26 protein-coding genes and 1 other RNA gene are annotated in these 26550 nt (G+C 68.7%); 15 read left to right on the forward strand and 12 right to left on the reverse strand.

The window, feature by feature from the left end:
- Positions 1 to 6: 6 nt before the first annotated feature.
- Genes H7A87_RS01890 through H7A87_RS01905 form a run of 4 tightly spaced genes read right to left on the reverse strand, consistent with a single transcriptional unit; the run spans position 7 to position 3768 of the window.
- A complete protein-coding gene (locus H7A87_RS01890) occupies positions 7 to 834 on the reverse strand; it encodes a DeoR family transcriptional regulator (RefSeq protein ID WP_119129371.1) in 828 nt (275 codons plus the stop codon).
- A 55-nt stretch (positions 835 to 889) separates the two neighbouring features.
- Positions 890 to 1873, reverse strand: a complete 984-nt coding sequence (locus H7A87_RS01895; protein WP_119129372.1) for a PDR/VanB family oxidoreductase — start codon at positions 1871 to 1873, stop codon at positions 890 to 892.
- Positions 1866 to 2669, reverse strand: coding sequence for a GntR family transcriptional regulator (locus H7A87_RS01900; RefSeq protein WP_119129373.1), 804 nt, complete (start codon positions 2667 to 2669; stop codon positions 1866 to 1868). Before H7A87_RS01900 ends, H7A87_RS01895 begins: the two co-directional genes overlap by 8 nt.
- 22 nt (positions 2670 to 2691) lie before the next feature.
- Positions 2692 to 3768 carry an aromatic ring-hydroxylating dioxygenase subunit alpha gene (locus H7A87_RS01905; RefSeq protein WP_119129374.1) on the reverse strand — a complete coding sequence of 359 codons (1077 nt, stop codon included), beginning with the start codon at positions 3766 to 3768 and terminating at the stop codon, positions 2692 to 2694.
- Between the two features lie 256 nt (positions 3769 to 4024).
- On the opposite strand from H7A87_RS01905, the gene H7A87_RS01910 reads away from it, so the two are divergent.
- From H7A87_RS01910 to H7A87_RS01950, 9 genes are all read left to right on the forward strand, one after another.
- Positions 4025 to 4888, forward strand: a complete 864-nt coding sequence (locus H7A87_RS01910; RefSeq protein WP_119129375.1) for a CoA-transferase — start codon at positions 4025 to 4027, stop codon at positions 4886 to 4888.
- Positions 4885 to 5673 carry a CoA-transferase subunit beta gene (locus tag H7A87_RS01915; RefSeq protein WP_119129376.1) on the forward strand — a complete coding sequence of 263 codons (789 nt, stop codon included), beginning with the start codon at positions 4885 to 4887 and terminating at the stop codon, positions 5671 to 5673. The genes H7A87_RS01910 and H7A87_RS01915 overlap by 4 nt, the downstream gene beginning before the upstream one ends.
- Positions 5670 to 6878, forward strand: a complete 1209-nt coding sequence (gene pcaF, locus H7A87_RS01920) for a 3-oxoadipyl-CoA thiolase (RefSeq protein ID WP_119129377.1) — start codon at positions 5670 to 5672, stop codon at positions 6876 to 6878. Before H7A87_RS01915 ends, pcaF begins: the two co-directional genes overlap by 4 nt.
- Positions 6879 to 6958: 80 nt before the next feature.
- The gene (gene pcaH, locus H7A87_RS01925; RefSeq protein ID WP_119129378.1) at positions 6959 to 7687 is read left to right on the forward strand and encodes a protocatechuate 3,4-dioxygenase subunit beta; all 729 of its coding nucleotides are present in this window, start codon (positions 6959 to 6961) and stop codon (positions 7685 to 7687) included.
- Positions 7688 to 7691: 4 nt separating this feature from the next.
- Complete coding sequence (gene pcaG / locus H7A87_RS01930; RefSeq protein ID WP_119129379.1) at positions 7692 to 8255, forward strand: protocatechuate 3,4-dioxygenase subunit alpha; 564 nt, start codon at positions 7692 to 7694, stop codon at positions 8253 to 8255.
- Positions 8256 to 8567: 312 nt separating this feature from the next.
- Positions 8568 to 9950, forward strand: a complete 1383-nt coding sequence (locus tag H7A87_RS01935; RefSeq protein WP_180496862.1) for a 3-carboxy-cis,cis-muconate cycloisomerase — start codon at positions 8568 to 8570, stop codon at positions 9948 to 9950.
- A gap of 10 nt (positions 9951 to 9960) precedes the next feature.
- On the forward strand, positions 9961 to 10749 hold the full coding sequence (gene pcaD, locus H7A87_RS01940) for a 3-oxoadipate enol-lactonase (RefSeq protein ID WP_119129381.1): 789 nt from the start codon (positions 9961 to 9963) through the stop codon (positions 10747 to 10749).
- Positions 10750 to 11000: 251 nt separating this feature from the next.
- Positions 11001 to 11405, forward strand: a complete 405-nt coding sequence (gene pcaC / locus H7A87_RS01945) for a 4-carboxymuconolactone decarboxylase (RefSeq protein ID WP_104583844.1) — start codon at positions 11001 to 11003, stop codon at positions 11403 to 11405.
- A gap of 266 nt (positions 11406 to 11671) precedes the next feature.
- Positions 11672 to 12598: an alpha/beta fold hydrolase gene (locus H7A87_RS01950; protein ID WP_104649096.1), complete on the forward strand. Its 927-nt coding sequence runs from the start codon at positions 11672 to 11674 to the stop codon at positions 12596 to 12598.
- Between the two features lie 16 nt (positions 12599 to 12614).
- Here H7A87_RS01950 and H7A87_RS01955 read toward each other — a convergent pair whose 3' ends face one another.
- Entirely contained in the window at positions 12615 to 13484 is an 870-nt protein-coding gene (locus H7A87_RS01955) for an IclR family transcriptional regulator C-terminal domain-containing protein (RefSeq protein ID WP_119129382.1), read from the reverse strand.
- 147 nt (positions 13485 to 13631) lie between these two features.
- Here H7A87_RS01955 and H7A87_RS01960 point away from each other — a divergent pair, with 147 nt between their 5' ends.
- Both H7A87_RS01960 and H7A87_RS01965 read left to right on the forward strand, forming a co-directional pair.
- Positions 13632 to 14492: a PA4780 family RIO1-like protein kinase gene (locus H7A87_RS01960; protein ID WP_115675730.1), complete on the forward strand. Its 861-nt coding sequence runs from the start codon at positions 13632 to 13634 to the stop codon at positions 14490 to 14492.
- Between the two features lie 334 nt (positions 14493 to 14826).
- Positions 14827 to 15795, forward strand: a complete 969-nt coding sequence (locus H7A87_RS01965) for an alpha/beta hydrolase (RefSeq protein WP_119129383.1) — start codon at positions 14827 to 14829, stop codon at positions 15793 to 15795.
- A 131-nt stretch (positions 15796 to 15926) separates the two neighbouring features.
- On the opposite strand, the gene H7A87_RS01970 is transcribed toward H7A87_RS01965, so the two are convergent.
- The 3 genes from H7A87_RS01970 to H7A87_RS01980 form a co-directional block, all read right to left on the reverse strand.
- Positions 15927 to 16574: a DUF2490 domain-containing protein gene (locus tag H7A87_RS01970; RefSeq protein ID WP_166766813.1), complete on the reverse strand. Its 648-nt coding sequence runs from the start codon at positions 16572 to 16574 to the stop codon at positions 15927 to 15929.
- 281 nt (positions 16575 to 16855) lie between these two features.
- The gene (gene mnmG, locus H7A87_RS01975) at positions 16856 to 18760 is read right to left on the reverse strand and encodes a tRNA uridine-5-carboxymethylaminomethyl(34) synthesis enzyme MnmG (RefSeq protein ID WP_119129384.1); all 1905 of its coding nucleotides are present in this window, start codon (positions 18758 to 18760) and stop codon (positions 16856 to 16858) included.
- Between the two features lie 577 nt (positions 18761 to 19337).
- Positions 19338 to 19817, reverse strand: coding sequence for a hypothetical protein (locus H7A87_RS01980; RefSeq protein WP_047124571.1), 480 nt, complete (start codon positions 19815 to 19817; stop codon positions 19338 to 19340).
- Between the two features lie 157 nt (positions 19818 to 19974).
- On the opposite strand from H7A87_RS01980, the gene H7A87_RS01985 reads away from it, so the two are divergent.
- The 3 genes from H7A87_RS01985 to H7A87_RS01995 all read left to right on the forward strand — a co-directional run bounded on the left by H7A87_RS01985 (position 19975) and on the right by H7A87_RS01995 (position 22036).
- Positions 19975 to 20934 (forward strand): pyridoxal-phosphate dependent enzyme, encoded by a 960-nt coding sequence (locus tag H7A87_RS01985; protein WP_119129385.1) that lies wholly within the window; start codon positions 19975 to 19977, stop codon positions 20932 to 20934.
- A complete protein-coding gene (locus H7A87_RS01990; protein ID WP_104649188.1) occupies positions 20919 to 21536 on the forward strand; it encodes a YdcF family protein in 618 nt (205 codons plus the stop codon). Before H7A87_RS01985 ends, H7A87_RS01990 begins: the two co-directional genes overlap by 16 nt.
- Positions 21537 to 21616: 80 nt before the next feature.
- Entirely contained in the window at positions 21617 to 22036 is a 420-nt protein-coding gene (locus H7A87_RS01995; RefSeq protein ID WP_115675733.1) for a nuclear transport factor 2 family protein, read from the forward strand.
- 269 nt (positions 22037 to 22305) lie between these two features.
- On the opposite strand, the gene lpxO is transcribed toward H7A87_RS01995, so the two are convergent.
- On the reverse strand, positions 22306 to 23211 hold the full coding sequence (lpxO, locus tag H7A87_RS02000) for a lipid A hydroxylase LpxO (protein WP_016903250.1): 906 nt from the start codon (positions 23209 to 23211) through the stop codon (positions 22306 to 22308).
- A 95-nt stretch (positions 23212 to 23306) separates the two neighbouring features.
- On the opposite strand from lpxO, the gene H7A87_RS02005 reads away from it, so the two are divergent.
- Positions 23307 to 23382, forward strand: a non-coding RNA gene (locus H7A87_RS02005) — sX9 sRNA.
- A 170-nt stretch (positions 23383 to 23552) separates the two neighbouring features.
- Here H7A87_RS02005 and bioC read toward each other — a convergent pair.
- From bioC to bioH, 3 genes are all read right to left on the reverse strand, one after another.
- Positions 23553 to 24437: a malonyl-ACP O-methyltransferase BioC gene (gene bioC, locus H7A87_RS02010; protein ID WP_115675734.1), complete on the reverse strand. Its 885-nt coding sequence runs from the start codon at positions 24435 to 24437 to the stop codon at positions 23553 to 23555.
- A 265-nt stretch (positions 24438 to 24702) separates the two neighbouring features.
- Positions 24703 to 25485 carry an SDR family oxidoreductase gene (locus H7A87_RS02015; RefSeq protein ID WP_119129472.1) on the reverse strand — a complete coding sequence of 261 codons (783 nt, stop codon included), beginning with the start codon at positions 25483 to 25485 and terminating at the stop codon, positions 24703 to 24705.
- A gap of 43 nt (positions 25486 to 25528) precedes the next feature.
- Positions 25529 to 26290 carry a pimeloyl-ACP methyl ester esterase BioH gene (bioH, locus tag H7A87_RS02020; protein WP_104585657.1) on the reverse strand — a complete coding sequence of 254 codons (762 nt, stop codon included), beginning with the start codon at positions 26288 to 26290 and terminating at the stop codon, positions 25529 to 25531.
- Positions 26291 to 26550: the final 260 nt, after the last annotated feature.

Here is a 26550-nt window from a genome sequence, read left to right on the forward strand (position 1 = left end):
ATTGGCTCAGCCGGCGTTGTCGGGCGCGGCCAGGTGCACGCGGGTGCCGGCCTCGGCCAGCACGGCGGCCAGTTCCTGCGGCGGCGGCCGGTCGGTGAACCAGTCGTGCACCTGGGCGATCGCGCCCAGTCGCACCATGGCGTTGCGGCCGAACTTGCTGTGGTCGGCGGCCAGCAACACCTGCCGCGAGTGTTCGATGATGGCCTGGGCCACGCGTACTTCCTGGTAGTCGAAGTCCAGCAAGGTGCCATCCAGGTCGATGCCGGAAATGCCGATCACCCCGAAGTCCACCTTGAACTGCCGGATCAGCTCTACCGTCGCCTCGCCGGTCACGCCCTGGTCGCGCCCGCGCACCACGCCGCCGGCCACGATCACCTCGAAGCTGGGATTGGCGCTGAGCATCACCGCCACGTTGAGGTTATTGGTGATCACGCGCAGGCCGCGGTGCTGCAGCAAGGCGCGCGCGACCTCTTCGTTGGTGGTGCCCAGGTTGATGAACAGCGAGGCATCGTCGGGGATGAAGCGGGCGACCTGCGCGGCGATGTGCTGTTTCTCGCGCGCCTGCAGCGCCTTGCGCGCGGTGTAGGCCAGGTTTTCCACGCTCGAGGGCATGCTGACGCCACCGTGATAGCGGCGCAGCACGCCGGCATCGCACAGCAGGGTCAGGTCGCGCCGGATGGTCTGCGGCGTCACCTCAAAGCGCGTCGCCAGCCCTTCCACCTCGGCAAAGCCCTGCTGCCGCACCAATGCCACCAATTGTTCCTGGCGCGGGTTGAGTGCCGGCGCCGGGACCGTCCTGTAGTGAGTCGACTCCATGCGCAGATGATCGCGCATGCGCGTGAGGATGCAAACACGCGCCGCGTGAGCGCCGGCGTGTCGATGGCCGCGCTCAGCCCAGCTCGCCCCGGTAGCCGGTATCGATGGTGATGCTGCCGCCCACCGCGCGCGAGACGCAGGCGCACAGCTTGCGGTTCTCGCGGCGCTGTTCGTCGCTGAAGAACACATCGCGGTGATCGATATCGGCCGCGCTGTCCAGCACCTCGACCGCGCACAGCCCGCATTCGCCACGCCGGCATTCGGCGATCAGCTCCACCCCGGCGTCGGCCAGCGCATCCAGCATCGATTCGTTCTCGGCCACCGGCACTTCCAGCCCGAGCCCGGGCAGCTTGACCACGAAGGCCTGCGCCGGCACCCGCCCGCTGTTGCCGAAGGTCTCGAAATGCAGCCGCGCGCGCGAACGCCCGGCCGCGTGCCAGTGCTGGCGCACCGCTTCGAGCATGCCGAGCGGGCCGCACACGTACACCTCGGCAGCGGGCGACAGCCGCGCCAGCTCGGCAGCAAGCTCCGGCCGGCCGGCATCGTCGTCGCAGTGCAGTTGCAGGCGCTCGCCAAGCAGCGCTTCCAGTTCGTCGACATAGGCCATTGCACGGCGCGTACGTCCGACATAGAGCAGGCGGAACGCGCGGCGGCGGCGCGCCAGCCGCTGCGCCATGCCGATGATCGGGGTGATGCCGATCCCGCCGGCGATCAGCAGGATCTCCTCGCCGCCTTCATCCAGCGCGAAGTTGTTGCTGGGCGGGGAGATCTCCACCACATCGCCGGGCTGCAGCGTCCACATGTGCCGCGAGCCGCCACGGCTGTCGGGCATCTGCCGTACCGCGATCTGGTAGTAGCCGTCGGCACGCGGCTCGCCCACCAGCGAGTACGAGCGCACGTCGGCGCGGCCATGCAGCTGCAGGCGAAAATCCAGATGGCTGCCGACCTCGAAGCCGCGTGCCGCGGTGCCCGGGTCGAGCACGATCTCGCGCACGCCCTCGCAGGCATCGGCGATGCTGACGACATGGGCGCGGTGCCACTGGGTGTCTTTACGCATGGGGAACTCCAGGCAGAAGGGCGGGCTGGCTGCTGCCAGCGGTGGCGGGATGGGCGCGGCCGATCAATGCACCACCGCGCACCCGGGTGATTGCCGCCGGGGTCTGCAGCACGTGACGCAGATTGCGATGGGCCAGCCGTGCGTGTTCGCGCATCAGCGCTTCGGCACGCGCGCCCTGGCGGTCCTCGATGGCGGCGATGATTTCGCGGTGCTGGTCCTGCGCCAGGGTCAGGATCAGCCGCGCCTCGGTGCTGGTGGTCTGCGCCATGACCAGGCTGTTGGGCGAGGCGAACGGCAGCTGCAGCACGCGGGTGAGTTCGCGGCCCAGCACATCGCTGCCGGCCATGGCCACCAGCAGCGCGTGGAATTGCGCATTGGCCTGCACGTACGCGCTGAAGTCGATGGCCTGCAGCGGCGGGCCGACGATGCCGTCGAGCGTGTCCAGCAGCCGGCGTGCCTGGACCAGTGCCGCGGCCGACGCGCCGCGTTCGGCCGCGATGCGCGCGGCCAGGCCTTCGAGCGTGCCACGCAGTTCGATCGCATCGTGCACGTCGCGTTCGCTGAAGGCCTGCACCGCATAGCCGCCGCCCGGCAGTGCGCTGGCCAGGCCTTCCTCGCACAGCCGCTGCAACGCCGCGCGTACCGGGGTGCGCGACATGCCCAGCCGCTGCACCACCGCCAGCTCGGACAGGCGCGTTCCGGCGGGCAGGGTGCCGTCGAGGATCAGTTCGCGTAGCGACAGCAGCGCACGCGTGGTCTGCGCGGCACTGCTGCGAAACGGAGTGGTGGGCGACATACGGAGCTCCCGGCGCGCTGCCTCAGCCCACCATGCGCAGCGACAGTTCCTGCGCGCGCTGCTCCTGGGCGATCAGCCGGTCGATCACGCGGCGTGCCCACATCCCGCCGGCATCGACGTTGAGGTTGTAGAAGGTGTGATCCGGATGCGCATCGATGGCGCGTTGCTGCGCTTCCAGCACTGCCTCGTCCTCGCCGAACACGCCGGTGACGCCTGCACGGGTGAGTGTGGTCAGGGATTGATCGTGCAGCGCGTAGTTGCGCATGAACGCCCAGAAGTAGTGGCAGGTGGTGTCGGTTTCGGGCGTGATGGTATTGAGCACGTAGCCGTTGACGCCCTGGCTGCGGTCGCCCTCCGGCGCGCCGGTGCCGGCGATGGCCACGCCGACATCGATGGCGATGGTGCCGGGCGCTTCGAAGCGGATGATCTGCCAGCGGTCGACCTTGCCGCGGTAATCCAGATGGCGCGCGATCTGGCTGGCCCAGAACGGTGGCGCGTCGATATTGCGCATCCAGCGCGACACCACCACCGAGCGGTCGCCATGCATCACCTCGAACGGCGCTTCGGCAATCTCGTCCTGGCCGATGCTGGAGCCATGCACAAAGGTCTCGTGGGTCAGGTCCATCAGGTTGTCCAGCACCAGCCGGTAGTCGCACTTGGCGTAGATGGTGCGGCCATCGCCGGCCCAGGCGGGGTCGTGCGCCCAGTGCAGGTCGGGAATCAGGCGGGTGTCGGCCTGCGCCGGGTCGCCCGGCCAGATCCACACATAGCGATGCTTCTCGGCCACCGGAAAACTGCGCACGCACGCAGAGGGATTGATGGTCTCCTGCGAGGGCATGTGCACGCAGCGGCCCTGCCTGTTGTAGACCAGCCCGTGATACCCGCACACCACATCGTCGCCGCGCAGCTTGCCCATCGACAGCGGCACCAGGCGATGCCAGCACGCATCTTCGAGCGCGATCACCGCCCCGGCGGTGCTGCGGTAGACCACCACATCCAGGTTGCAGACCTTGCGCGGGGTCAGCGCGTGCTTGATCTCGTGGTCCCAGGCGACGGCATACCACGCGTTGAGGGGAAACAGCTGCTTGGACTGGGACATGACCGTGACTCCTGGGGTTTGTATACAACCTGGGGTGCGGATCGGCAGTGGGGCGCCGGCTGGCAACCAGTTGACGCCCATGCCAGCGCTGGCGTCTGCTTGCAAGCGAAGTTATGTATACACCGGAGACAATGCTGGAGTGTCAGTCGCGCAGCGAAATTGTGCGATTATCGAATTTGTACACCGATAATCGCATTGACCGGGCCGTGCAGCTGCGCCTAACGTGACCGCACGCTCGCTGCGCAGGACCCAGGCAATGGCCCAGATCGTCCCCCTTTCAGAAGCGGTGTCCCAGCTGATCGCCGATGGCGACTGCGTGGCGATGGAAGGCTTCACCCATCTGATTCCGCATGCGGCCGGCCACGAGGTGATCCGCCAGCGCAAGCGCGACCTGCGCCTGGTGCGCATGACCCCGGACCTGATCTACGACCAGCTGATCGGCGCCGGCTGCGCATCGGCATTGCGGTTTTCCTGGGGTGGCAATCCCGGCGTCGGCTCGCTGCACCGGCTGCGCGATGCGGTCGAACACGGCTGGCCGCAGCCGCTGCAGATCCGCGAACACAGCCATGCCGACATGGCCAATGCCTACGTGGCCGGTGCCTCGGGCCTTCCGTTTGCGGTGCTGCGCGGGTACGTCGGCTCGGACCTGCCGCGCGTCAACGACAGCATCCGCTTCCTGCAATGCCCCTACACCGGCGAGACGCTGGCCACCACGCCGGCGGTCAACCCCGATGTCACCGTGATCCATGCGCAGCAGGCCGACCGCCGCGGCAATGTGCTGCTGTGGGGCATCCTGGGCGTGCAGAAAGAGGCCGCGCTGGCCGCGCGCAAGGTGATCGTGACGGTGGAGGAGATCGTCGACACGCTGGAGGCGCCGCCCAACGCCTGCATCCTGCCGCGCTGGGTGGTCGATGCGGTCTGCCACGTGCCCGGGGGCGCCGCGCCCTCGTACGCGCATGGCTATTACGCCCGCGACAACCGCTTCTATCTGGCCTGGGATGCGATCGCGCGCGACCGCGCACGCTTCCAGGCCTGGATCCAGACGCACATTCTCGACACCGACGATTTCGCAGCGTTCCAGCGCGTGTACGCGCAATCGCTGCTGCAGGTGGCCGCATGAGCGACTACAGCACCAACGAGATGATGACCGTGGCGGCGGCGCGGCGCCTGCCCGATGGCGCGGTGTGCTTCGTCGGCATCGGCCTGCCATCCACCGCCGCCAACCTGGCGCGGCTGACGCATGCGCCGGATGTCACCCTGATCTACGAATCTGGCCCGATCGGCGCCCGCCCGGACGTGCTGCCGTTGTCGATCGGCGACGGCGAACTGGCCGACACCGCCGACACCGTGGTCTCCACGCCGGAGATCTTCCGCTACTGGCTGCAGGGTGGCCGCGTGGACGTGGGTTTCCTGGGCGCGGCGCAGATCGATCGCCATGCCAACCTCAACACCACGGTGATCGGCCCGTACGCGGCGCCCAGGACGCGGCTGCCCGGCGCAGGCGGGGCACCGGAGATCGCGGCCAGCGCCAAGCAGGTGTTCATCATCATGCGCCAATCCACACGCAACTTCGTGCCCGCGCTGGACTTCGTCACCACGGTCGGGCATCTGGACGGTGGCGATGCGCGGCAGCGTGCAGGCCTGCCCGGCGCCGGCCCCAGCGTGGTCGTCACCGACCTGTGCGTGATGGAGCCCGACCCCGTGACCCGCGAACTCACCGTCACCGCGCTGCATCCCGGCAGCACCCGCGAGCAGGTACGCGCGGCCACCGGCTGGCCGATCCGCTTTGCCGACGCTCTGGCGCAGACCACCCCGCCCAGTGCCGCGGAATTGCAGGCGCTGCGCGCGCTGCAGGCACGCACCGACGCGGCGCACGGCAAGCAGGCAGCCGGAGCCGAGGCATGAGCGCGGTCTATCTGATCGATGGCATCCGCACGCCGATCGGGCGCTACGGCGGTGCACTGGCCGGGGTGCGCGCCGACGACCTGGGCGCGGTCCCGATCGCCGCGTTGATGGCACGCAATCCGCAACTGGAGCCGGCGCTGATCGATGACGTGTATCTGGGCTGCGCCAACCAGGCAGGCGAAGACAATCGCAATGTCGCGCGTATGAGCCTGCTGCCGGCGGGCTTGCCCAGTTCGGTGCCGGGCAGCACGCTCAACCGCCTGTGCGGCTCCGGGCTGGACGCGGTCGGCACGGTGGCGCGCGGCATCCGTGCCGGCGAACTGGGGCTGGCGATCGCCGGCGGGGTCGAGTCGATGACGCGCGCGCCCTGGGTCATGGGCAAGGCCGAGAGCGCGTTCGCCCGCACCCAACAGCTGGAAGACACCACGATGGGCTGGCGGTTCGTCAATCCGCGCCTGCAGGGTGCCTATGGCGTGGAGCTGATGGGCGAAACCGCCGAAAACGTCGCCCAGCGCCACGCCATCGCGCGCGAAGACCAGGATGCGTTCGCGCTGCGTAGCCAGCAACGCGCCGCCGCCGCACAGGCAGCGGGATTTTTCGAGGGGGAGATCACCCCGGTGTCCGTGACCGCACGCAAAGGGGGCGAGGCGACCGCTGTCGATCGCGACGAGCATCCACGCCCGAACACCACCGCCGAGATGCTGGCCAAGCTCAAGCCGGTGTTCCGCCAGCCCGGCACGGTGACGGCCGGCAATGCGTCCGGTCTCAACGATGGCGCTGCCGCCATGTTGCTGGCATCCGAGCAGGCCGTGCGCGCGCATGGGCTGACCCCGCGCGCACGCGTGCTCGGCTTCGCCTCGGCGGGTGTGGAGCCGGCCTACATGGGGATCGGCCCGGTGCCGGCCACGCAGCGCCTGCTGGCACGCCTGGGCCTGGGCATCGCGCAGTTCGATGCGATCGAACTCAACGAAGCCTTCGCCGCGCAGGTGCTGGCCTGCACGCGCGCATTCGGCCTGGCCGACGATGCTGCGCACGTCAACGCCAATGGCGGCGCCATCGCGCTGGGCCATCCCCTGGGCATGAGCGGCGCGCGGCTGGCACTGACCTTGTTGCGGCAACTGGAAGCGGTCGACGGGCGGCTCGGGCTGGCCAGCATGTGCATCGGGGTGGGGCAGGGCGTGGCGCTGGCAATCGAGCGCGTGTAGTGCGCCGATTGCAACCGCCGCTGCCGTGACCGCACACCCACGTCTTGATCCTGCCGCAGCGCCACCGATGGAGATCCCGCATGCGCGACCCCAGCTCTGACACACCGATCGATCCGCTGCTTGGCTATCGCCGGCCGCGGATCGGCACGCAGCCGGCCTATCTGCATCCACCCTACGCATCCACCGCATTGCGCGGGCCCACGCGCGCGCCAATCGAGATCCCGGCCACGCTGTCGGAAGTCACCGGGCCGCAGTTGAATCGGCTCACCCTGGGCGCGCATGCGGCCGACCTCACTGCCGGCTTCGCGGGCGAGCCGCTGGGCGAGCGCATCATCGTGTCTGGCCGCGTGCTCGACGAAAACGGCAAGCCGGTGCGCAACAGCGTGGTGGAGGTGTGGCAATGCAATGCCGCTGGCCGCTATCAACATGCCGGGGATCGGCACAACGCACCGCTGGACCCCAACTTCCGCGGTACCGGCCAGGTGCTCACCGACGACCACGGCCGCTATGCATTCAAGACCATCAAGCCGGGCGCGTATCCGTGGCGCAATCACTACAACGCCTGGCGGCCGGCGCATATCCATTTTTCGCTGCATGGCGATGGCATCGGGCAGCGGCTGATCACCCAGATGTATTTCCCCGGCGACCCGCTGCTGGCGCACGACCCGATCTACAACTGCGTGGACGATGCGCTGGCGCGCGAACGCATGGTGTCCCGCTTCGACTGGGAAAACGCGGTGAGCGAATACGCGCTGGCCTACCGCTTCGACATCGTGTTGCGCGGCCGCAAGCAAACGGTCTGGGAGTGAATCGATGAGCCTGCACACTACCCCGTCGCAAACCGTTGGCCCGTATTACCGGCTCGGGCTGGAGCCGCTGTATCGCCAGCAGCTCGCGCCTGCGCAGGTCGCAGGCACGCACGTGCGGGTCAGCGGTTGCGTCTTCGACGGCGCCGGCAGCCCGGTGGCCGATGCGGTGCTGGAACTGTGGCAAGCCGATGCGGCCGGCATCTATGCGCATGCCGCCGACGCACGCTGCGAGGCGCACGATCCCGGCTTCGATGGCTGGGGCCGCGTGCCGACCGACGCGCAGGGGCGTTTTTCCTTCAGCACCATCAAGCCGGGCCGGGTCGCTGGCCCCGGCGGCGTGCCGCAGGCCGCGCATCTGACCGTGCTGGTGTTCATGCGCGGCCTGTTGCGTGGGGTGTCGACGCGGCTGTACTTCGCCGACGACCCGCAGCTGGGCAGCGATTCCATCCTGGCCCTGGTGCCGGCAGAACGTCGCGGTACGCTGCTGGCCCAGTCGCGTGGCGGCAGCGACTACGTGTGGGACATTCATATGCAGGGCGATGCGGAAACCGTGTTCTTCCACTATTGATCGCATCGTCGGCGCGCTGTTGGCTGCTGCGATGTGTCCGCATGAGCACGACGCCTGCATCCGCGTGCAGACGCTGCGCGGTGATGCAGCGCGGCAAGCAACCACGTGGCAACGCGCGATGCCGTCGATGACCCGTCGCGATCGGCACGTGACCGGCGCGCGGCGCCGTGATCCGCAGGGTCAGTTGCATTGGCGAAACACGCAGGCCGCGCGCATGACCACGCCAGACGAACGCGTGTGCACGCCACGCACACCTGCGTTTGCACCACGCCCCACCGCGCACGCCAGTTGGCACTCCCGCGCATCGGTGCCATGCTGCCGGCACGCCACCAGAGGCCATGCATGACTGCGACGTCTTCCCTGCTGGGATCCCTGTTTGGCGAGCCTGCCTGCGACGCGTTGTTCGACGATGCGGCGCGCGTGCAGGCGATGCTGCATTTCGAATCCGCGCTCGCCCGCGCGCAGGCGCAATGCGACGTGATTCCCGCCGAGGCCGCGCAGGCGATTGCGGCCGCCTGCGACGTGCAGCATTACGATCTGGCCGCGCTGGCCCAGGCCACCGCACTTGCCGGCAACCCCGCCATTCCGCTGGTCAAGGCGCTGACCGCACGCGTGGCCGCCCACGATGCGCAGGCCGCGCGCTGGGTGCACTGGGGCGCCACCAGCCAGGACGTCATCGACACCGGCACCGTGCTGCAGCTGCGTGCCGCGCTCGACCTGCTGCTGCCGCGCCTTCAAGGCCTGTGCGCCGAGCTGGCTGCGCTGGCCGACCGCGAACGCAACACCGGCCTGCCTGGTCGTACCTTATTGCAGCAGGCGGTGCCGGTCACCCTCGGGCTCAAGGTCGCCGGCTGGCTGGATGCGCTGCAGCGCGCGCACCACCGCCTGCAGGCCCTGCAACACGATGGCCTGGTGCTTCAGTTCGGCGGTGCGGCCGGCACGCTGGCGTCGTTGCAGGAGCGCGGTCTCGCTGTCGCCCAGGCGCTGGCAACGACGCTGGCGCTGCCGCTGCCCGCGTTGCCGTGGCATACCGCCCGCGATCGCCTGGTCGAGGTTGGCTGTGCGTTCGGCCTGCTGGCCGGCACCCTGGGCAAGATCGGTGGCGACGTGGTGCTGCTGATGCAGTCGGAAGTCGGCGAGGTGTTCGAGCCGGCCGCGGCCGGCAAGGGCGGCTCCTCGGCGATGCCGCACAAGCGCAACCCGGTCTCCAGCGTCGCCGCGGTTGCCGCCGCCACGCGCGTGCCCGGCCTGATTGCGACCCTGTTCAGCGCGATGGCGCAGCCGCACGAACGCGCCGCCGGGCAATGGCATGCCGAATGGGAGACCTTGCCGCAGGTCGTGTGCCTGACCGCCGGCAGCCTGGCGCAGATGCAGGCCTGCTTGGCCGACCTGCAACTGGATCGCGCCGCCATGCGCGCGCACCTGCACAGCCATGGCGGCGCGCTGTATGCCGAGGCGGCGGTGTTCGCGCTGGCACCAAGGCTCGGCAAGGCGCAGGCGCATGCGCTGGTCGAGCGCGCGGTGGCGTGTGCACAGGCGCAGCAGCGCCATCTGCGCGAGGTGCTCGGTGACGACGCGCAGGTGGGCGCGGTGCTCACGCAGGCGCAACTGCAGGCGGTGTTCGATGTGGACAGCTGGCGCGGCATGTCCTCGGTCTGGATCGATCGCGTGCTGGCCGGTTCCTCATCCCGCTGACGGTGCTCCGATGGCTTATCTCCAGTTGCCCACGCATCGCCTGCATTACCGTCTCGACGGCACCGAAGGCCGCCCCTGCCTGACCTTCTGCAATTCCCTGGGCACCGACCTGCACATGTGGGACGCGCAGATCGCCGCGTTTGCGCCGTATTACCGCATCCTGCGCTATGACCGCCGCGGCCATGGCGATTCGGACACGCCGCCCGGCCCGTACCGCGTTGCCGACCTGGGCCAGGACGTGCTGGCGCTGTGGGATGCGTTGCAGATCGCGCAGAGCGACTTCTGCGGCCTGTCGATCGGCGGACTCACCGGGCAATGGCTGGGCCTGCATGCGCCGCAGCGCCTGCGCCGGCTGGTGGTGTGCGCCACCGCGCAGAAGATCGGCAGCAGCCAGAGCTGGAACGCGCGCATCGAACAGGTGCGCAGCGAAGGCCTGCCGGGGCTGGTCGATGCCACCTTGCAGCGCTGGTTCACGCCGCCGTTTGCCACCCGCCATGCGCAGCGCCTGGACATGATCGTGGCCGCCTTCGTGTCGACCTCGCCGCAGGGCTATATCGCCTGTTGCCAGGCGGTGGCCGACGCCGACTTCCGCGGCGCGCTCGACACCCTGGAACTGCCACTGCTCGCACTGGCCGGCGACGACGACCCGGTCTGTCCGCCGGCCGATCTGCGCGAGATCGCCTATGCCGCCCCACGCGGCCACTACGCGCAGGTGCCCGGCCGGCATATCTGCAACCTCGAATCGCCGGCCGCCTTCAACGACAGCGTGCTGGGCTTTCTGCAGGCCGACCACGTGTGACCCTCGCACGCCCAGCCCGGCAGTTGCCCCACACGCGAAGCCGGCACCCCGATCCGGGGGTCGGCAACGTCGACGGCGACCCATGCACCTGATGCGTCAGCGCCTACCCTGCGGCCGCAGGTGATCTGCAACGTCCCGATTCCCGATTCCCCATTCCCGAATCCCAAATCCCGAATCCCAAATCCCGAATCCCGAATCCCGAATCCCCATTCCCCATTCCCCATTCCCCATTCCCACGCAGGAGAACTCCGATGCACGAAGACGAGCGTTACCAGGCAGGTCTGCGCGAGCGCCGACGCGTCCTGGGCGATGCGCATGTCGAGCGCTCGCTGGCCGCACGCACCGCGTTCACCGACGAGTTCCAGGCGCTGATCACCCGCTATGCCTGGGGCACCATCTGGACCCGCGATGGCCTGCCCGCACACACCCGTTCGCTGCTGACCCTGGCGATGATGGTCGCGCTGGGCCACGACGAGGAATTCAAGCTGCACGTGCGCGCCGCGCGCAACAACGGCGTCACCCCCGAGCAGATCAAGGAAGTGTTGCTGCAGGCCGCGGTCTATTGCGGCGTGCCGGCCGCCAACCATGCCTTTGCGCTGGCCAAGCCCATCCTCGAGGAGCAGGCGGGCGACGCAGGGCCGGCAAGCGAAGGCTGACAACCACGGCGACGCGCGAGTGCAGCAGGCACGCGTCGCTGACACGCCAGGCGGCGATGCACCGCGATCGGTTCGTATGGCGTGCCGCTGCTAGGCCAGCAGCGCAGGTGGCGGCAAGAATGCAGATGCAATGCATCTGGTTGCGTGCTGGCGGCGCCGTGAGCACACCGGCCGGTGATGACATCGCCCATCGACGACGGGATGATGGACATGCGGCGACGGACAACCGCTTCCGTTCGCACAGGACATTCCCCACGAGGTTGCCGATGCTGCTGCGTACCGTTTGCCTGCTCTTGCTGCTGCTCGCCGCTTCCGGGCTGCAGGCCCAACCGCATCCCGGGCCCGGGACCCGCCTGGCGCAGGTGCGCACCGACGATGGCCAGACGCTGGCGGTGTGGTCGCGCGTGCCAGCGCAGCCGCGCGGCACGATCCTGCTGGTGCATGGGCGCACCTGGAGTGCGTTGCCCAATTTCGACCTGCAGGTTCCCGACGAACCGCGCGATGCGCGCTCGGTGCTGGCGGCATTGGCGCAGGCCGGCTATGCCGCCTACGCGGTGGACCTGCGCGGCTATGGCGGCAGTGCGCGCGATCCCAGCGGCTGGAACACGCCCGCGCGCGCCGTGGCCGACGTCAGTGCGGTGCTGGCCTGGGTGGCCCGTCAGCACCCGCAGCTGCCGGCGCCGGCGTTGCTCGGTTATTCCAATGGCGCGCGGGTGGCGCTGCTGATCGGCCAGCAACACCCGCAGGCAGTGTCGGCGCTGGTGCTGTACGGCTTCCCGGACGATGTCGACGCAGCCCCCGACGCCACCCCGGCGCCTGCGCAGCCAGTGCGTGCGCGCACCACGGCCGCGGCGGCCGGCGAGGACTTCATCACCGCCAACGCCGCACCGCCCGGCGTGCGTGCGGCCTATGTGGCGCAGGCGGTGTCGGCCGACCCGGTGCGCACCGACTGGCGCGCCATGGAGCAGTTCGCCTTCCAGCCGGAGCAGGTGACCACGCTGCCGGTCTTGCTGCTGCGTGGCGTCGACGATCCCATCGCGACCCAGGCGGACAACGCGCATCTATACGCACGTCTGCGCAGCCAAGACCGCAGCTGGGTCACGTTGCCGCACGCCGATCACGTGGCACATGTCGAGGACACCCATGCCGCCTGGGTGGATGCGGTGGTGAGTTTCCTGCGCCGGCCACGCTGAGCGCGCCGGCAGCCCGCTAGCTCAACAACGCGCCCAGCCGCTGCGCCGCCTGCTTCAACGGCTCCAGCAGCGTCTGCATCGTCTGCAGGCTCACGCGCCCGGCCTGGGCGCCGATGTTGAGCGCGGCGATCACCTCGCCACGCAGGTTGCGCACCGGTACCGCGATCGAGCGCAGGCCGATTTCCAGTTCCTGGTCGGTCAGGCACATGCCTTCGCGGCGCGTACGTGCCAGCACCTCCAGCAATGCCGATGCCTGGGTCACGGTGCGGTCGGTGCGCGGGCGCAGCGTGGTGCGCTCCAGGTACGCCTGCAAGGTGTCGCCGGGCAGGGCGGCCAGCAATACCCGGCCCATTGAGGTGCAATAGGCCGGCAGGCGTGTGCCCGGGCGCAGCCCGATCGACATGATGCGCACCGTTTCTGCGCGCGCCACGTACAGCAGGTCGTCGCCGTCCAGCACGCCCAGCGAGCAGGATTCGTGCAACTGGTCGCGCAGCCCGTCCAGCACCGGCTGCGCCGCCGCCGTCATCGACGAAGACGCCGCATAGGCGCCGCCGATCCCCAGCACGCGTGGCAGCAGCACGTAGCCGCGGCCCTGCTCGCCGACATAGCCCAGCTTGGCCAGGGTGTGCAGCACCCGCCGCACCGCCGCGCGCGAGATGCCGGTCTCCAGGCTGATCTGCGACATCGTCACCTCGCGCGCGTGCTGGGCGAACACGCTCAGCACCACCAGCCCGCGGCCCAGCGAGGTCATGAAGTCCGGGTCGCCCTGGGCCGCGGCGATCTGCTGCATCAACTCATGCGGCAGGCCGCGTTCGCTACCGGCGGTGGCTACGGCGGTGGCTACGGCGGTGGGGCGTTTGCGTCGGCTGGAGGCGGGCTCGGGCATCGGATCGCGGGCTGGAGGGGTCCATGCATGGTAAGCGCTCCCGCCGATGCATGCGCCCGGTCGCAGCTTGTGCCCGGACATGTAAGCGCTTCACCCTGGTTGCCGCATAATCGTTGCTGGTTTGTTTCGGATCGGTCCCCTTAGTCCATGAAAACCCCCAAGGGCCTGCAACCGCTGATCGACGACGGCATCATCGACGAAGTGTTGCGACCACTGAAGAGCGGCAAGGAAGCATCCGTCTACGTGGTCAGCACAGGCGCCGACATCCTGTGCGCCAAGGTCTACAAGGACATGGCGCAACGCAGCTTCCAGGCGCGCGTGCAGTACCAGGAAGGCCGCAAGGTGCGTGGCAGCCGCCAGGCGCGCGCGATGGGCAAGGCCACCAAGTTCGGCCGGCGCGAAGCCGAGACCGCGTGGAAGAACACCGAAGCCGAGGTGCTCTATCAGCTGATGGATGCCAGCGTGCACGTGCCCAGGCCGCGCGGCTATTTCCATGGCGTACTGCTGATGGACCTGGTCACCGACGAGGCCGGCCACAGCGCACCGCGGCTGGGCGAGGTGGACCTGGAACCGGAACAGGCGCGCAGCTTCCATGCCAGCCTGATCGGCGACGTGGTCAAGATGCTGTCGCTGGGCCTGGTGCACGGCGATCTGTCCGAATACAACGTGCTGGTCTCGCCCGAGGGCCCGGTGTTGATCGACTTCCCGCAGGTGGTCAGCGCTGCCGGCAACAACGCCGCCCGCGACATGCTGCTGCGCGATGTGCACAACCTGCGCGACTGCCTGGGACGGTTTGCACCGGAACTGCTGGAAACCCATTACGGCGAAGAGATGTGGGCGTTGTTCGAAAAGGGTGAGTTGCGCCCGGACAGCGTGCTGACCGGACGCTTCAAGTTCGACACCCGCCGGGCCGACGTGCGTGCCATCCGCGCCTCGATCGAAGACGCGCGCCAGGAAAACCTCATCCGTCAGCAGGGCCGCGAGGCCGCTGCCGAGGACGACGACTAGACTGCCGCTGCCCTGGCGCGCGCGTCGGCGCGACAGCGGCGGCACAGCGGCGGCACAGCGACAGCGCTGCCGGCATGCAGCGCGCAGGGAGATCGCACAGGTGCGCGCCGGTGCAGGCGCGTAGATGCGTTGCAGTGCAGCAAAAAACCAGCGGCGCCCGATCGCGGCGACCGGTTGCTGGACACCGCCACTGCGGCTGCATGCGTCGGCAGCACCGGATTTTGCGGCGCTGTGGCGCACAGTCGGCAACGCCATTGAAATGATTGATGACGGTCGATGGTGATTGATCATAAGTATCTGGCAGGCTCAGCCATCGTCTCCTGGAGAGTCCGTCATGTCGTTTGATCCCGATGTCGTGCGCCTGTTTGCCCAGCTTCAACACGCCGCTCAACCACCCATGGAGACCCTGCCGCTCGAGGGTGCCCGCGCAATGATGCGTGCACTCGGCGCGCAGATGGGTTTTCCACGCGTGGAGATGGCCGAGGTGCGCGATCTGCAGGCCTATACCGCAGCCGGCCCGGTGCGCCTGCGCCTGTATCGCCCGCCAGGGCTAACCGCCGGCCCCGCACCGACCTGCCTGTTCGTGCACGGCGGCGGCGGTGTGGTGGGCGACCTGGACTCCCATGACGACGTCTGCCGGCAACTGGCGGCGCGTGCCGGCTGCCAGCTGCTGGCGGTCGACTATCGCCTGGCGCCGGAACATCCCGCGCCGGCGGGCGTGGAGGACGTGCTGGCGACCCTGCACTGGCTGGTTGCCCAGCCCGATGCGGTAGGTGCCGATGCACGGCGCCTGGCAGTGGCTGGCGACAGTATCGGCGGGGCCATGGCCGCGGTCGCGGCGCTGGCCGCGCGCGACGCCGGGATCGCGTTGCGCTGCCAGGTGCTGGTATATCCGCTGACCGATGCGCGCGAGGACAACGGGCAGTATCCATCGCGATCGCACAACGCCGGCCTGCCGCCATTGACCACCGAGGCGGTGCGCTTCTTCAACCGGCATCTGTTGCCCGATCCCGCCATTGCACAGGACTGGCGCGTCTCGCCGATGCTGGTGCCGGAGGCGGCCGGCGTTGCGCCCGCACTGGTCATCGTGGGCGACCGCGACATGCTCTACGACGAAGGACGCGGCTATGCCGAACGTCTGCGCGCAGCCGGCGTGGAAGTCACCCTGCACAGCTTTCCCGGCATGATCCACGGCTTCATCAATATGGGCGGGGTCCTGCGCGCCGCCGACGAAACGCTGGAGATGGCGGCGCTGCTACTGCGCCAGCGCTTGCTGCCTGCCGTCGAGCGCAGGGCGGCGTAAGGCATGCATGCGGCAGGCGTGCATGCGCGCGCTGCCGCGGCACTGCAGCCACTCGCGCATGCAGGTCACCGGCGTCGGGAAGCCCCGGCCGAGCCGGTGGCCGCGCAAGTCTTGCGGCCGCCCATCACGCTTCAGAAATTGAAGCGGAAGGTGGTCATCAGCACGTGGTTTTCGCGGTCCACCGTGCTGGTATTGACGAACTGGTTCAGATAGCCGACATCGACATTGGCAACGTCGTTGAACTTCCAGTTGATGCCGACGAAGACGCGGTTCTGGTCCAGGCCGCGTCGCGCACCCCATTCGGTCTGGTCGAGATTGACGAACAGTTCGTTGAACGCCACCCACGACAGTTGTGCAGACAACGCACTGGGCCGGACCGCTCTGATCATCTGGCGCACCCGATACCCTTCATCGCTGAATCCTTCGCGGTGACGCTGCTCCAGGCGGGTGCGGCTGGTGATGGTGATGTTGGCAATCGGATCGAACTGATATTGAAACTGGCCCCACCAGCGGTTTTCGCGGTTGGAGGATTGCCCGGCCGGGTGGCTGATGATGGTGTCGTAACCCATCCAGACACTGGCCTTGGGAGTGAGCCGGTAAAACACCGCGGGACGCAGGATCAATTGATCGAACTGCTCGCCTTCTTCGCGCCAGCGCGGATGCACATCCATGCTCCAGTACAGGTTCTCGACCGGCAGCTTGCCCTGGGCATACACGCTCAGCCAGTAACGCCCGTCTTCCTCGGTCTGCGCGGCCGCTTGCGAGGTGCCGCCCAGCATCAGCAGCAGGGCGGGGCAGGCGATTCGGTAGGTAGCCGACAGCAGCGCGCGCAGTGGGTTCATGGTCAGGACGTCGTCAGTGGTGCCGGAGCATACCAACTCGGTCGCGACCTCCATCAAGCTTCCCGGCATCGCCCGTGCGATACCGGCGCATTGCTTCGCATGCGGCGACATGGAGTCGCGCCATGACATCGGTTGACAAGCATCCACGCATTTTCGGCGTGTAAAGCGATGGGGCGATCAGGCCGCCGACATCAACGTGTCAGCGCATCGGCGGGCGCTCACGCCACCTGGCTGCGGCGCGCCCGTTCCAGATGCACCAGCAGCAGCGAGATCGCCGCTGGTGTCATGCCGGGAATGCGTTGCGCCTGGCCGATGTTCTGCGGGCGCACGCGTTCGAGTTTCTGCTGCACTTCGATCGACAACCCACGCACGCCAGCGTAATCGAATCCTTCCGGAATCGGCGTGGTTTCGTGGCGCTGCTGGCGCGCGATGTCGTCGCGTTGGCGATCCAGGTAACCGGCGTACTTGACGCTGATCTCCACCTGCTCGGCCACCTGCGCATCGTCCACGCCCGGCCCCAGGGTCGGCACGCGCATCAGCGTGGCGTAGTTGAGTTCGGGGCGCTTGATCAGGTCCAGCACGTTGGTTTCGCGGCTCACTGCCACGCCCAGGGTCTGGGCCACTTCGCGGCCCAGCGCATTGCCCGGGGTCGCCCACAGCAGCGACAGGCGCGTGCTTTCGCGCTGCACCGCCTCCTGCTTGGCCGCAAACCGCGCCCAGCGCGCATCGTCGACCAGGCCCATGGCACGGCCGACGCCGGTCAGGCGCGCATCGGCATTGTCCTCGCGCAGCTGCAGCCGGTATTCGGCGCGGCTGGTGAACATGCGATACGGCTCGGTGGTGCCGTGGGTGATCAGATCGTCCACCAGCACACCCAGGTAGGCCTCGTCGCGGCGCGGCGACCACGCCGGTAATCCCTGCACATGGCGCGCGGCATTGAGGCCGGCGAGCAGGCCCTGGGCGGCGGCCTCCTCGTAGCCGGTGGTGCCGTTGATCTGGCCGGCGAAGAACAGCCCGCCCACTGCCTTGGTTTCCAGCGAGGCCTTGAGCCCGCGCGGGTCGAAGAAGTCGTATTCGATCGCATAGCCGGGGCGGGTGATGTGCGCCTGCGCAAACCCGTGGATCGAGCGCACCAGCGCCAGCTGCACGTCGAACGGCAGCGAGGTGGAGATGCCGTTGGGATAGATCTCGGCCACGTCCAGGCCTTCGGGCTCGACGAAGATCTGGTGGCTGGTCTTCTCGGCAAAGCGCACCACCTTGTCTTCGATCGACGGGCAGTAACGCGGGCCGATGCCTTCGATCTGCCCCGAATACAGCGGCGAGCGATGCAGCGCGCTGCGGATGATGTCGTGGGTCCGCTCGGTGGTCTGGGTGATCCAGCAGCTGACCTGGCGCGGGTGATCGCCGAGCTGGCCCATGAACGACATCACCGGTAGCGGATCGTCGCCGGGTTGTTCGGCCATCACGCCGTAGTCGAGCGTGCGCCCGTCGATGCGCGGCGGGGTGCCGGTCTTGAGCCGGTCGATCGCAAACGGCCGCTCGCGCAGACGCGCGGCCAGCGTGGTGGCCGGCGGGTCGCCCATGCGCCCGGCCGCGTACTGGGTTTCGCCGACATGGATCTTGCCGGCCAGGAAGGTGCCGGCGGTCAGCACCACCGCCGGCGCTTCGAAACGCAGCCCGGTCTGGGTGACCACGCCGCGCACGCTGTCGGCTTCGGCAGCGCCGTGGTGGATGATCAGATCGTCCACCGCTGCCTGGAACACGGTCAGGTTGGGCTGCGTCTCGACGATGCGGCGGATCGCATTGCGGTAGAGGTTGCGGTCGGCCTGGCAGCGGGTTGCGCGCACCGCCGGCCCCTTGGAGGCATTGAGGGTGCGCCACTGGATGCCGGCCTGATCCGCCGCGCGTGCCATCGCCCCGCCCAGCGCGTCGATCTCCTTGACCAGATGGCCCTTGCCGATCCCGCCGATGGCCGGGTTGCAGCTCATCGCGCCCACCGTCTCGATGTTGTGGGTCAGCAGCAAGGTGCGGGCACCGGCGCGCGCGGACGCCAGCGCCGCCTCGGTGCCGGCATGGCCGCCGCCGATCACGATGACGTCGTAGCGATAGAAGGAGTCGGACATGGGCGTGGACCAGGAGCAGAAGAAGGTTGGCGGCCGCGAAAGTATCGGCTGGAGGACGGGGATGGTCACGAAATCACTAAAAGTGTGATTTCAATCACATTATCGAACAGTGGTGCTCAAGTTGGCATGTTCCGTGCGGATATCCCTACTGCACCCGTCGTGGCATTGCGACATGGGCGCAAGGCTGGAATTGGAACAGGGGCCAGCCACGCGTGCGACGGGGTCGCGTAAGGGTCGGTAGTCGGGGGACTGCCGACCCTTATTTTTTTCCGGAATCCATGCCGGCCGCAGGCCCGCCTGCCGGGTTGGGATACCCACAGGTACGGCAGAGCGGACGACAAAAACATAAAGCCCCGGCATGCCGGGGCTTTATGCATTGGAGGCGCCGATATCCGACAGGGCCGGAACAGGGGGGATCCAGATTTCCCTGTCGGACATCGACATAAGTCGGTCAGTGAAGCGAGTCAGGTCAAAAAATGACGTGGCGGGTCACACAGAGCACCTAGCTTGCGACCAAGTGCCGGCTGAACGCAAGCCCCCAACATCATCATTTGTGGGCCACGTCGCAGTCAGCCACTCAGGGAATCTGCTGGCGTGTGTTGCGGGGTGCGGTCTGCCGTTGAATCTCACGGATCACCCGCGGCGGTGCACCGATGCGTGGCGGCGGCCGCGACGGCGGCGCACCGGTCGCCGGTGGGCGATTGGGTTGCTGCGGGCGCGGCCCGTTGGGGCGGGGGCCGTTCGGACGCGGGCCGTAGAACGAGCCATTCGGACGCGGCGGCCGGTACTGCGGGCGTCGATCGTTCTGGCGGTAGTAATAGCCGCCACCGCCGCGGTAGACCGGATACACCGGGTAGTCGTACAGCCCGATCGACCCGGCACCATAGGGGTAGCCGTACGGGCTGCCGTAGGAATACGGTGAGTACCCCGGCGGGTAGCGGTACTGCACCGCGGGCGCGCCGCGGTAATAGCCGCCCGACCCAGCGCCGGTGTAGTCGTACGTTGCGCAGCCGCCCAGGGCCAACAGCCCGGCGGCGAAGATCAGACGGAATTTCATCGATGGTGCCCTCCTGCAACCATGGTGTCACTTTCGAACCGATGCATTGAATCGGTCCTTAACTGTGCCGCAATGTGGCGCTTCTTCATCGATCCAGCATGCGCGGGCAGCGCGCCTGCAGCCGTGAAGGCGGGGACGATACGTTAATCTTGCAGGCATGATCGAGACGGTCCCTCTTGCCCATTCCGACGTCCTGCAAGCCGCTGCGCGCATCGCGCCGCAGTGCGCGCCGACACCGCTGCTGACCGCGCACAGCCTGGACGCCCTCTGCGGCGCGCAGCTGTTCTTCAAGGCCGAACACCTGCAGCGCAGCGGCGCATTCAAGTTCCGTGGTGCCTGCAACGCGGTGTGGTCATTGCCGTCCGGGCTTGCCGCACGCGGTGTGGTCACCCATTCGTCCGGCAATCACGGCGCCGCACTGGCGCTTGCCGCGCGCACGCGCGGGATCGGCTGCCATGTGGTGGTGCCCGAAGGCGCGGTGGCCGCCAAGCTGGCCAATATTTCCCGTCACGGCGCCACGCTGTGGCGTTGCGCGCCCACCATCGCGGCGCGTGAGCAGATGTGTGCCGAGGTCCAGGCCGGCAGCGGCGCGACGCTGGTGCATCCGTATACCGACCCGGCCGTGATCGCCGGGCAGGGCACCGCCGCGCTGGAGCTGCTGCGGCAGAGCGGCGGGCTGGACGTGCTGGTGGCACCGGTCGGAGGCGGCGGGCTGGCGGCAGGCACGGCGCTGGCGCTGCAAGCGGCGCCGGGCTGCAAGCTGGTGCTGGCCGAGCCGAGCGGGGCGGCCGATACCGCGCGCTCGCTGGCGGCTGGCGAGCGCCTGGTCGACTTCGTGCCCGACACGCTCTGCGACGGCCTGCGCGGCACCCTGGGCGCGCCGAATTTCGCGCTGTTGCAGGCCGCCGGCGCACAGGTGATCACCGTGGACGATGCGGCGGTGGTGCAGGCGATGCGGCTGATCTGGCAGGTTCTCAAACAGGTCGTGGAGCCGTCCTCGGCGATTGCGCTGGCGGCGGTGCTGGCCGACCCGGCACGCTTCGCCGGGCGGCGGGTCGGGCTGATCCTGTCCGGCGGCAATGTCGACCTGGACGCGCTGCCCTGGGCCGCGGCGTGAGCAGGCGCTCGCGTGGGATCGGTCTGTGGGGCTGGTGCTGGCGCCTGTGCATGCTGGCGCTGATCTGGCTGGTGGGCGTGGCCGGCTGGATCGTCTGGGTCGGCGATCGCGACCAGGCCGCGCCGGCCGACGTGATCATCGTGCTGGGTGCGGCCGCCTACGACGCGCGCCCCTCGCCGGTGTTCGAGGAGCGCATCCGGCATGCGCTGGACCTGTACACGCAGGGCTACGCGCCGCGGCTGCTGTTCACCGGCGGCTTCGGCAACGGCGCGCGCTTTGCCGAATCGCAGGTGGCGCGGCGCTATGCGCTACGCCACGGCGTCCCGCCGGAAGCGATCGTGATCGAGACGGTCTCGCGCACCACCCGGCAGAACCTGCAACAGGCGCGCGCGCTGATGGACCGGCACGGCATGCACCGGGCGATCATCGTCAGCGACCCCTTGCACATGGCGCGCGCGCTGCGGCTGAGCCAGGAGCTGGGGGTGGACGCGCTGGCCTCCTCCACGCCCAGCACGCGCTTTCGCAGCTTCCACACCAGCTGGCGCTTCCTGCTGCAGGAGGTCTATTACTTCCATCGCGATCTGGTGGTGCAGGGCGCCTGATGCCGGGTGTGCTGCATGGCAGGCGTGTCCAAGCGCAGCACGCGCTCTATGATGCGGCTTTCCCAGCGGCAGGTGCGAGCATGAGCGAGCGCAATCGGCAACACGCCATCGGCCTGGTCCAGGCCTATTACGACGCCTTCAACCGCGGCGATTGGGATGCCATGCTGGCGTTCCTGGCCGACGATGTCGCGCACGACCTCAATCAGGGCCCGCGCGAGATCGGCCGGGCGGCATTTGCCGCCTTCCTGCAACGCATGAACGACAGCTACCGCGAGCAACTGCGCGATGTCGTGGTCACCGCCAACGAGGACGGCACGCGGGTCGGTGCCGAGTACGTGGTGCACGGGGTCTACCACACCACCGACGAAGGCCTGCCGGAGGCCAACGGGCAGACCTACGTGCTGCCGGGCGGTGCATTCTTCACTGTGCACGACGGCAGGATCACCCGTGTCACCAACTACTACAACCTGCAGGAATGGATCGCGCAGGTGGCGCGCTGAGTGCATCGATCGGCGCGGGCCAGCCCTGCGTAGGAGCGCACCCGGGCGCGACCAGGCATTGCGGTAATGCCTCATCGCGCCTGGGTGCGCTCCTACGTGGTGGGTTCGGTGTTGTGGCATGACTCCGGCGTTGCGGCATGACGCGGTGCATACCCTGCCTGGGCCGATCGGCATGGGCAGCCAGACCTGCGCAGGAGCGCACCCGGGCGCGATGGGCATACCGGTAACGCCCCATCGCGCGCAAGCGCGCTCCTGCGCGGTGGTCCTGGTTACAGCAGCACGATCCCGACCACCACCAGGATGAAGATGCCCCACTTGAGCGTCTGGTACAGCGGGTTGTTGCGTTCCTTCAGCGCCTTGGCCTTCAGCCGCGCGGCATAGAAGTAGCGGAACACGCGGTTGATGCCGCCGGTCTTGTCGCCTTCCTGGTTGGGCGAGGCACCGGCCGAGAGCAGGCTGCGGCCGACGAAGCGGTTCACCGCCGCGGCCCAGCGCCAGCGCATCGGGCGCTCGATGTCGCAGAACAGGATGATGCGGTCCTGGTCGGTGTCGTTGCGCGCGTAGTGGATGTAGGTCTCGTCGAACATCGTCCATTCGCCATCGCGCCAGCTGTGGCGCTGCCCGTCGACGTCGATGAAGCAGCGGTCGTCGTTGGGCGTGGCCAGGCCCAGGTGCAGGCGCATGGACCCGGCGAACGGGTCGCGGTGCGGGCGCAGTTCGCTGCCCGGCGGCAACTCGGCGAACATCGCGGCCTTGACCGTGGGGATGGACTTCAGCAGCGCGGTGGTCTGCGGGCACAGCTCGGACGCCGACGGGTGCGCGGTGCCGTACCACTTCAGATAGAAGCGCTTCCAGCCGCGGCGGAAGAACGAGTTGAAGCCGATGTCGGTATAGCCGTCGGCGGCGCGGATCTTCTGCATCTGCTGCAGCGCCACCGCTTCATCGCGGATCAGCGGCCAGTTGGCGCGCAGCGGCGCCAGTTCCGGGAATTCCTTGCCGGGATCGATGAACGGTGTGGTCGGCACCCGCGAACACAGATACATCAGCGTGTTGATCGGCGCCATGAAGGTGGAATGGTCCAGCAGCTGCCGGCTGAGCCGGTGCCGCACGCGACCGCGGTAATGGATGTACAGCGCCGATGCGATGAACAGCGCGATGATGAGCCATTTCAACATTGGGAAGACCAATTGGGGGGCGGGGGCCGCAAACATCAGCGCGGCGATCAAAACGACAAACGGCCGGGCGGGCGCTGGCGGTGCTCGGAACCTGCATGTATCACGCGTACACGGCGGTCCCTGCGCGCCGTCTGCAGCCACCTGGCGATCGCTTGCGACGTAGTGCTAGCCACGCTGGTTGAGGCATTGAACAAGGTGAGCCGCAACAGGAACCTGCGGCCGTTGACTGCTGAATTCTACCGGGTGTCGGGACCGAGCCTGACGGGTCGGCATTGGTGTGGCCGCAAAACTGTGCGTCTCGCCGGCAGCGGCTGCGGTGCTGCCGGCGATCTGCACCGCCGCTAGTCGATGCGGCGGCGGATCGGAATCGAGGCCACCGGGACGCTGGCGACATCGTGTCCCTGCTCGCGGATGGGCGCGCCCGGTGCCGGTGCCCAGGCATGGGCATAGATCACTTCCCAGGAGCTGGGCAAGGTGCCGTCCGGCCGCCGCAGCGGCTCGTAGGCGGCGCTGGCGGCGGCAAAGCGGCCGCGCCCGGTCAGGGTGGCGCGGCGATTGCTGAGCGCGTTGGTGGCGCCCATCGCGCGCAGCTCGCGCATCAGCGCGGGCAGGTCGCTGTAGGTCAGCGTGAACAGGTCGCGGTCCAGCACCGGGTCGCGGAAGCCGGACATCAGCAAGGCATCGCCGAACTGGGCGATCGGCGGGAAGCGGCTGACATGCGGGGCCGGGTCGGCCTGGGCGAAGGCCTCGCGCAATTCGATCAGCGTCTCCGGGCCGAAGGTGGAGCACAGCAACAAGCCGCCCGGCCGCAGCGCGCGGCGGAAACCGGCGAATACTGCCGGCAGGTCTTCCACCCACTGCAGGCACAGGTTGCTGAAGATCACATCCACGCTGCCGTCGGCCACCGGCAAGGCGCGCGCATCGGCGCAGACCTGCGCGAACGGCTTCCACCAGCCCGCCGCCTTGCGCGCCTGGCGCAGCATCGGCATGGCCTGGTCCAGCGCGATCACCTGCGCCTTGGGCCAGCGCTTCTTGATCGCGGCACTGGCATGGCCGGGGCCGGCGCCGATATCCAGCACCACCTTGGGCACCTGGTCGCCCAGGTAGTCGAGCGATTCGAGCAGGCGCGCTTCGGCTTCGCGCTGTAGCGCGGCGGCGGCGGCATAGCTGCTGGCGGCACGCGCAAAGGCGCGCCGGACGTGGCGGGGGTCGAAAGTACTGTTCATGAGCGGCGCTATTGTCGCCTGTGGCCGGGGCGGAGGGAATCGATGTGTGGCGCGGACCGGCAATCGGCCCGGAGCAGTGCAAGCGGTCGGTCCGCCAGCGACAGCATGGCGACCGCAATGGACCGGCAAGGTGTCTCGACGCGCGCGTCGTGGCCTGAGGCAACCGGAACGTGCGCCGCAGTTGCCGCAACCATCGGCCCGCAACGTCCGCCTAGGGCGCGTCGGCCACCGCATTGGCCACACCCATCGGCATGGCCGGCGCGTCCTAGAACGTGCCGGGATAGCTGCCGCCGTCGATCAGCAGGTTCTGCCCGGTGATGTAGCCGGCCTGCGCGCTGCACAGGAACGCGCAGGCCGCGCCGAATTCGTCCGGCTCGCCGAAGCGTGCGGCCGGAATGCCCGCACGCTTGCGCTCGGCGACCTCTTCGGCGCCGAGGCCTTGCTGTCGGGCGATTGCCGCGAAGTTGCCGCGCAGGCGATCGGTGGCGAACTGGCCGGGCAATAGATTGTTGATGGTGACGTTGTCGGCGACCGTGCTGCGCGCCAGCCCGGCGACGAAGCCGGTAAGGCCGGCGCGCGCGCCATTGGACAGGCCCAGGATGTCGATCGGCGCCTTCACCGCACTGGAGGTGATGTTGACGATGCGGCCGAAGCGCCGTGCGCGCATCGCATCGACGCTGGCGCGGATCAACTCGATCGGCGCCAGCATGTTGGCATCCAGTGCGCGCAGCCAGTCGTCGCGTTCCCACTGGCGAAAATCGCCGGGTGGCGGGCCACCGGCGTTGTTGATGAGGATATCCACCTGCGGGCAGGCGGCGAGGGCATCGCTGCGTCCCTGCGGGGTGGCGATATCGGCCACCACGCTGCGCACTTCGCCGGCGCCCGGCAGTGCGCGCAGCGCATCGGCGGACTGCTCCAGGGCATCGCGGCCGCGCGCGACGATCACCACGTTGACGCCTTCGCTGGCCAGCGCGCGCGCGCAGCCCAATCCCAGGCCCTTGCTGGCGGCGCACACCAATGCCCAGCGTCCGGCGATTCCCAGATCCATGCGTGTGTCCTCGATCAGCGATGGCGCATGATCGGCGATCGGTTCACGGCACGGACGCAACGAAGCGTTGCAGCGCCTCGGCGACCTGGTCGGCGTGGCCAAGAAACGGTGCGTGGCCGCCACCGGCAATGGTCAATGCCTGGGCGTGCGGAGCCAGCGCCGCGGCCGCCTGCATGCCGGCGGCCGGCACCAGCCGGTCGCGCTGGCCGGCAATCCACAGGCTGGGGCGTGTCAGTTGCGGCAGCGCGCGGCGCAGGTCGGTGCGTTCCAGCAGGCCAAGACCCTGCTGCAACGCTGCGGCCGCCGGTTCGCCGCGCGCCACCAGCGTCTCGCGCAGGCTGCGCAACTCGGCGCGGGCATGCGCCGAGCCCAGCGTATCCAGCGCCAGAAAGCGCTCCAGCGTGCCGCGATAATCGCGCGCCAGGTCCTGGCCGAATTGCACGAACACCTCGCGCTCGACCGCGTCGGGCCACTCGGGGCCACGCACGAAACGCGGCGTGGCCGCGATCATCGCCAGCCCGCGCACCTTGGGCTGGGTGGCTGCGGCATGCAGTGCGAACAGCCCGCCCAGCGACCAGCCGACCCACACCGCCGGCGGGGTGGCCGCAGCGATGCCGGCGACCACGTCCGGCAGCGCCAGCGGCGTGCTGTCCTCGCGGCTGAAACCGTGCCCGGGCAGGTCCACCAGATGCAGTTGATGGTGCGCGGCCAGGCGTTCCACCAGCGGCGCGAACACGCCGCCGTGCAACGCCCAACCATGCAGAAGAACCAGCGCAGGCCCGTGGCCGATGACATCGATATGCATGCGGGGATTGTCGCCGATTGGCGACAGTCGGTGCGCGCAGATCCGTGCCGAGTCGGCGCATGGCGCCTGTACGTGGCGCGTTGACCCCGGGATTCGAAGCAGTTCCGTGCGTGCGCACATGACCCTGATCGCGGCAGTGGCAACGCCAGTGCTCCATCAGGTGTCAGCTGGGTGTGGATTGTGTGCGCAGCGCTGCGGTTTCAGTCGAGCGATCCGTGCCACCCCGAGCACCGGCGGCGCTGCCCGGCTGCTGGGCAAGC

Source organism: Xanthomonas sp. CPBF 426, from assembly GCF_903989465.1.
Classification (GTDB): Bacteria; Pseudomonadota; Gammaproteobacteria; order Xanthomonadales; family Xanthomonadaceae; genus Xanthomonas; species Xanthomonas euroxanthea.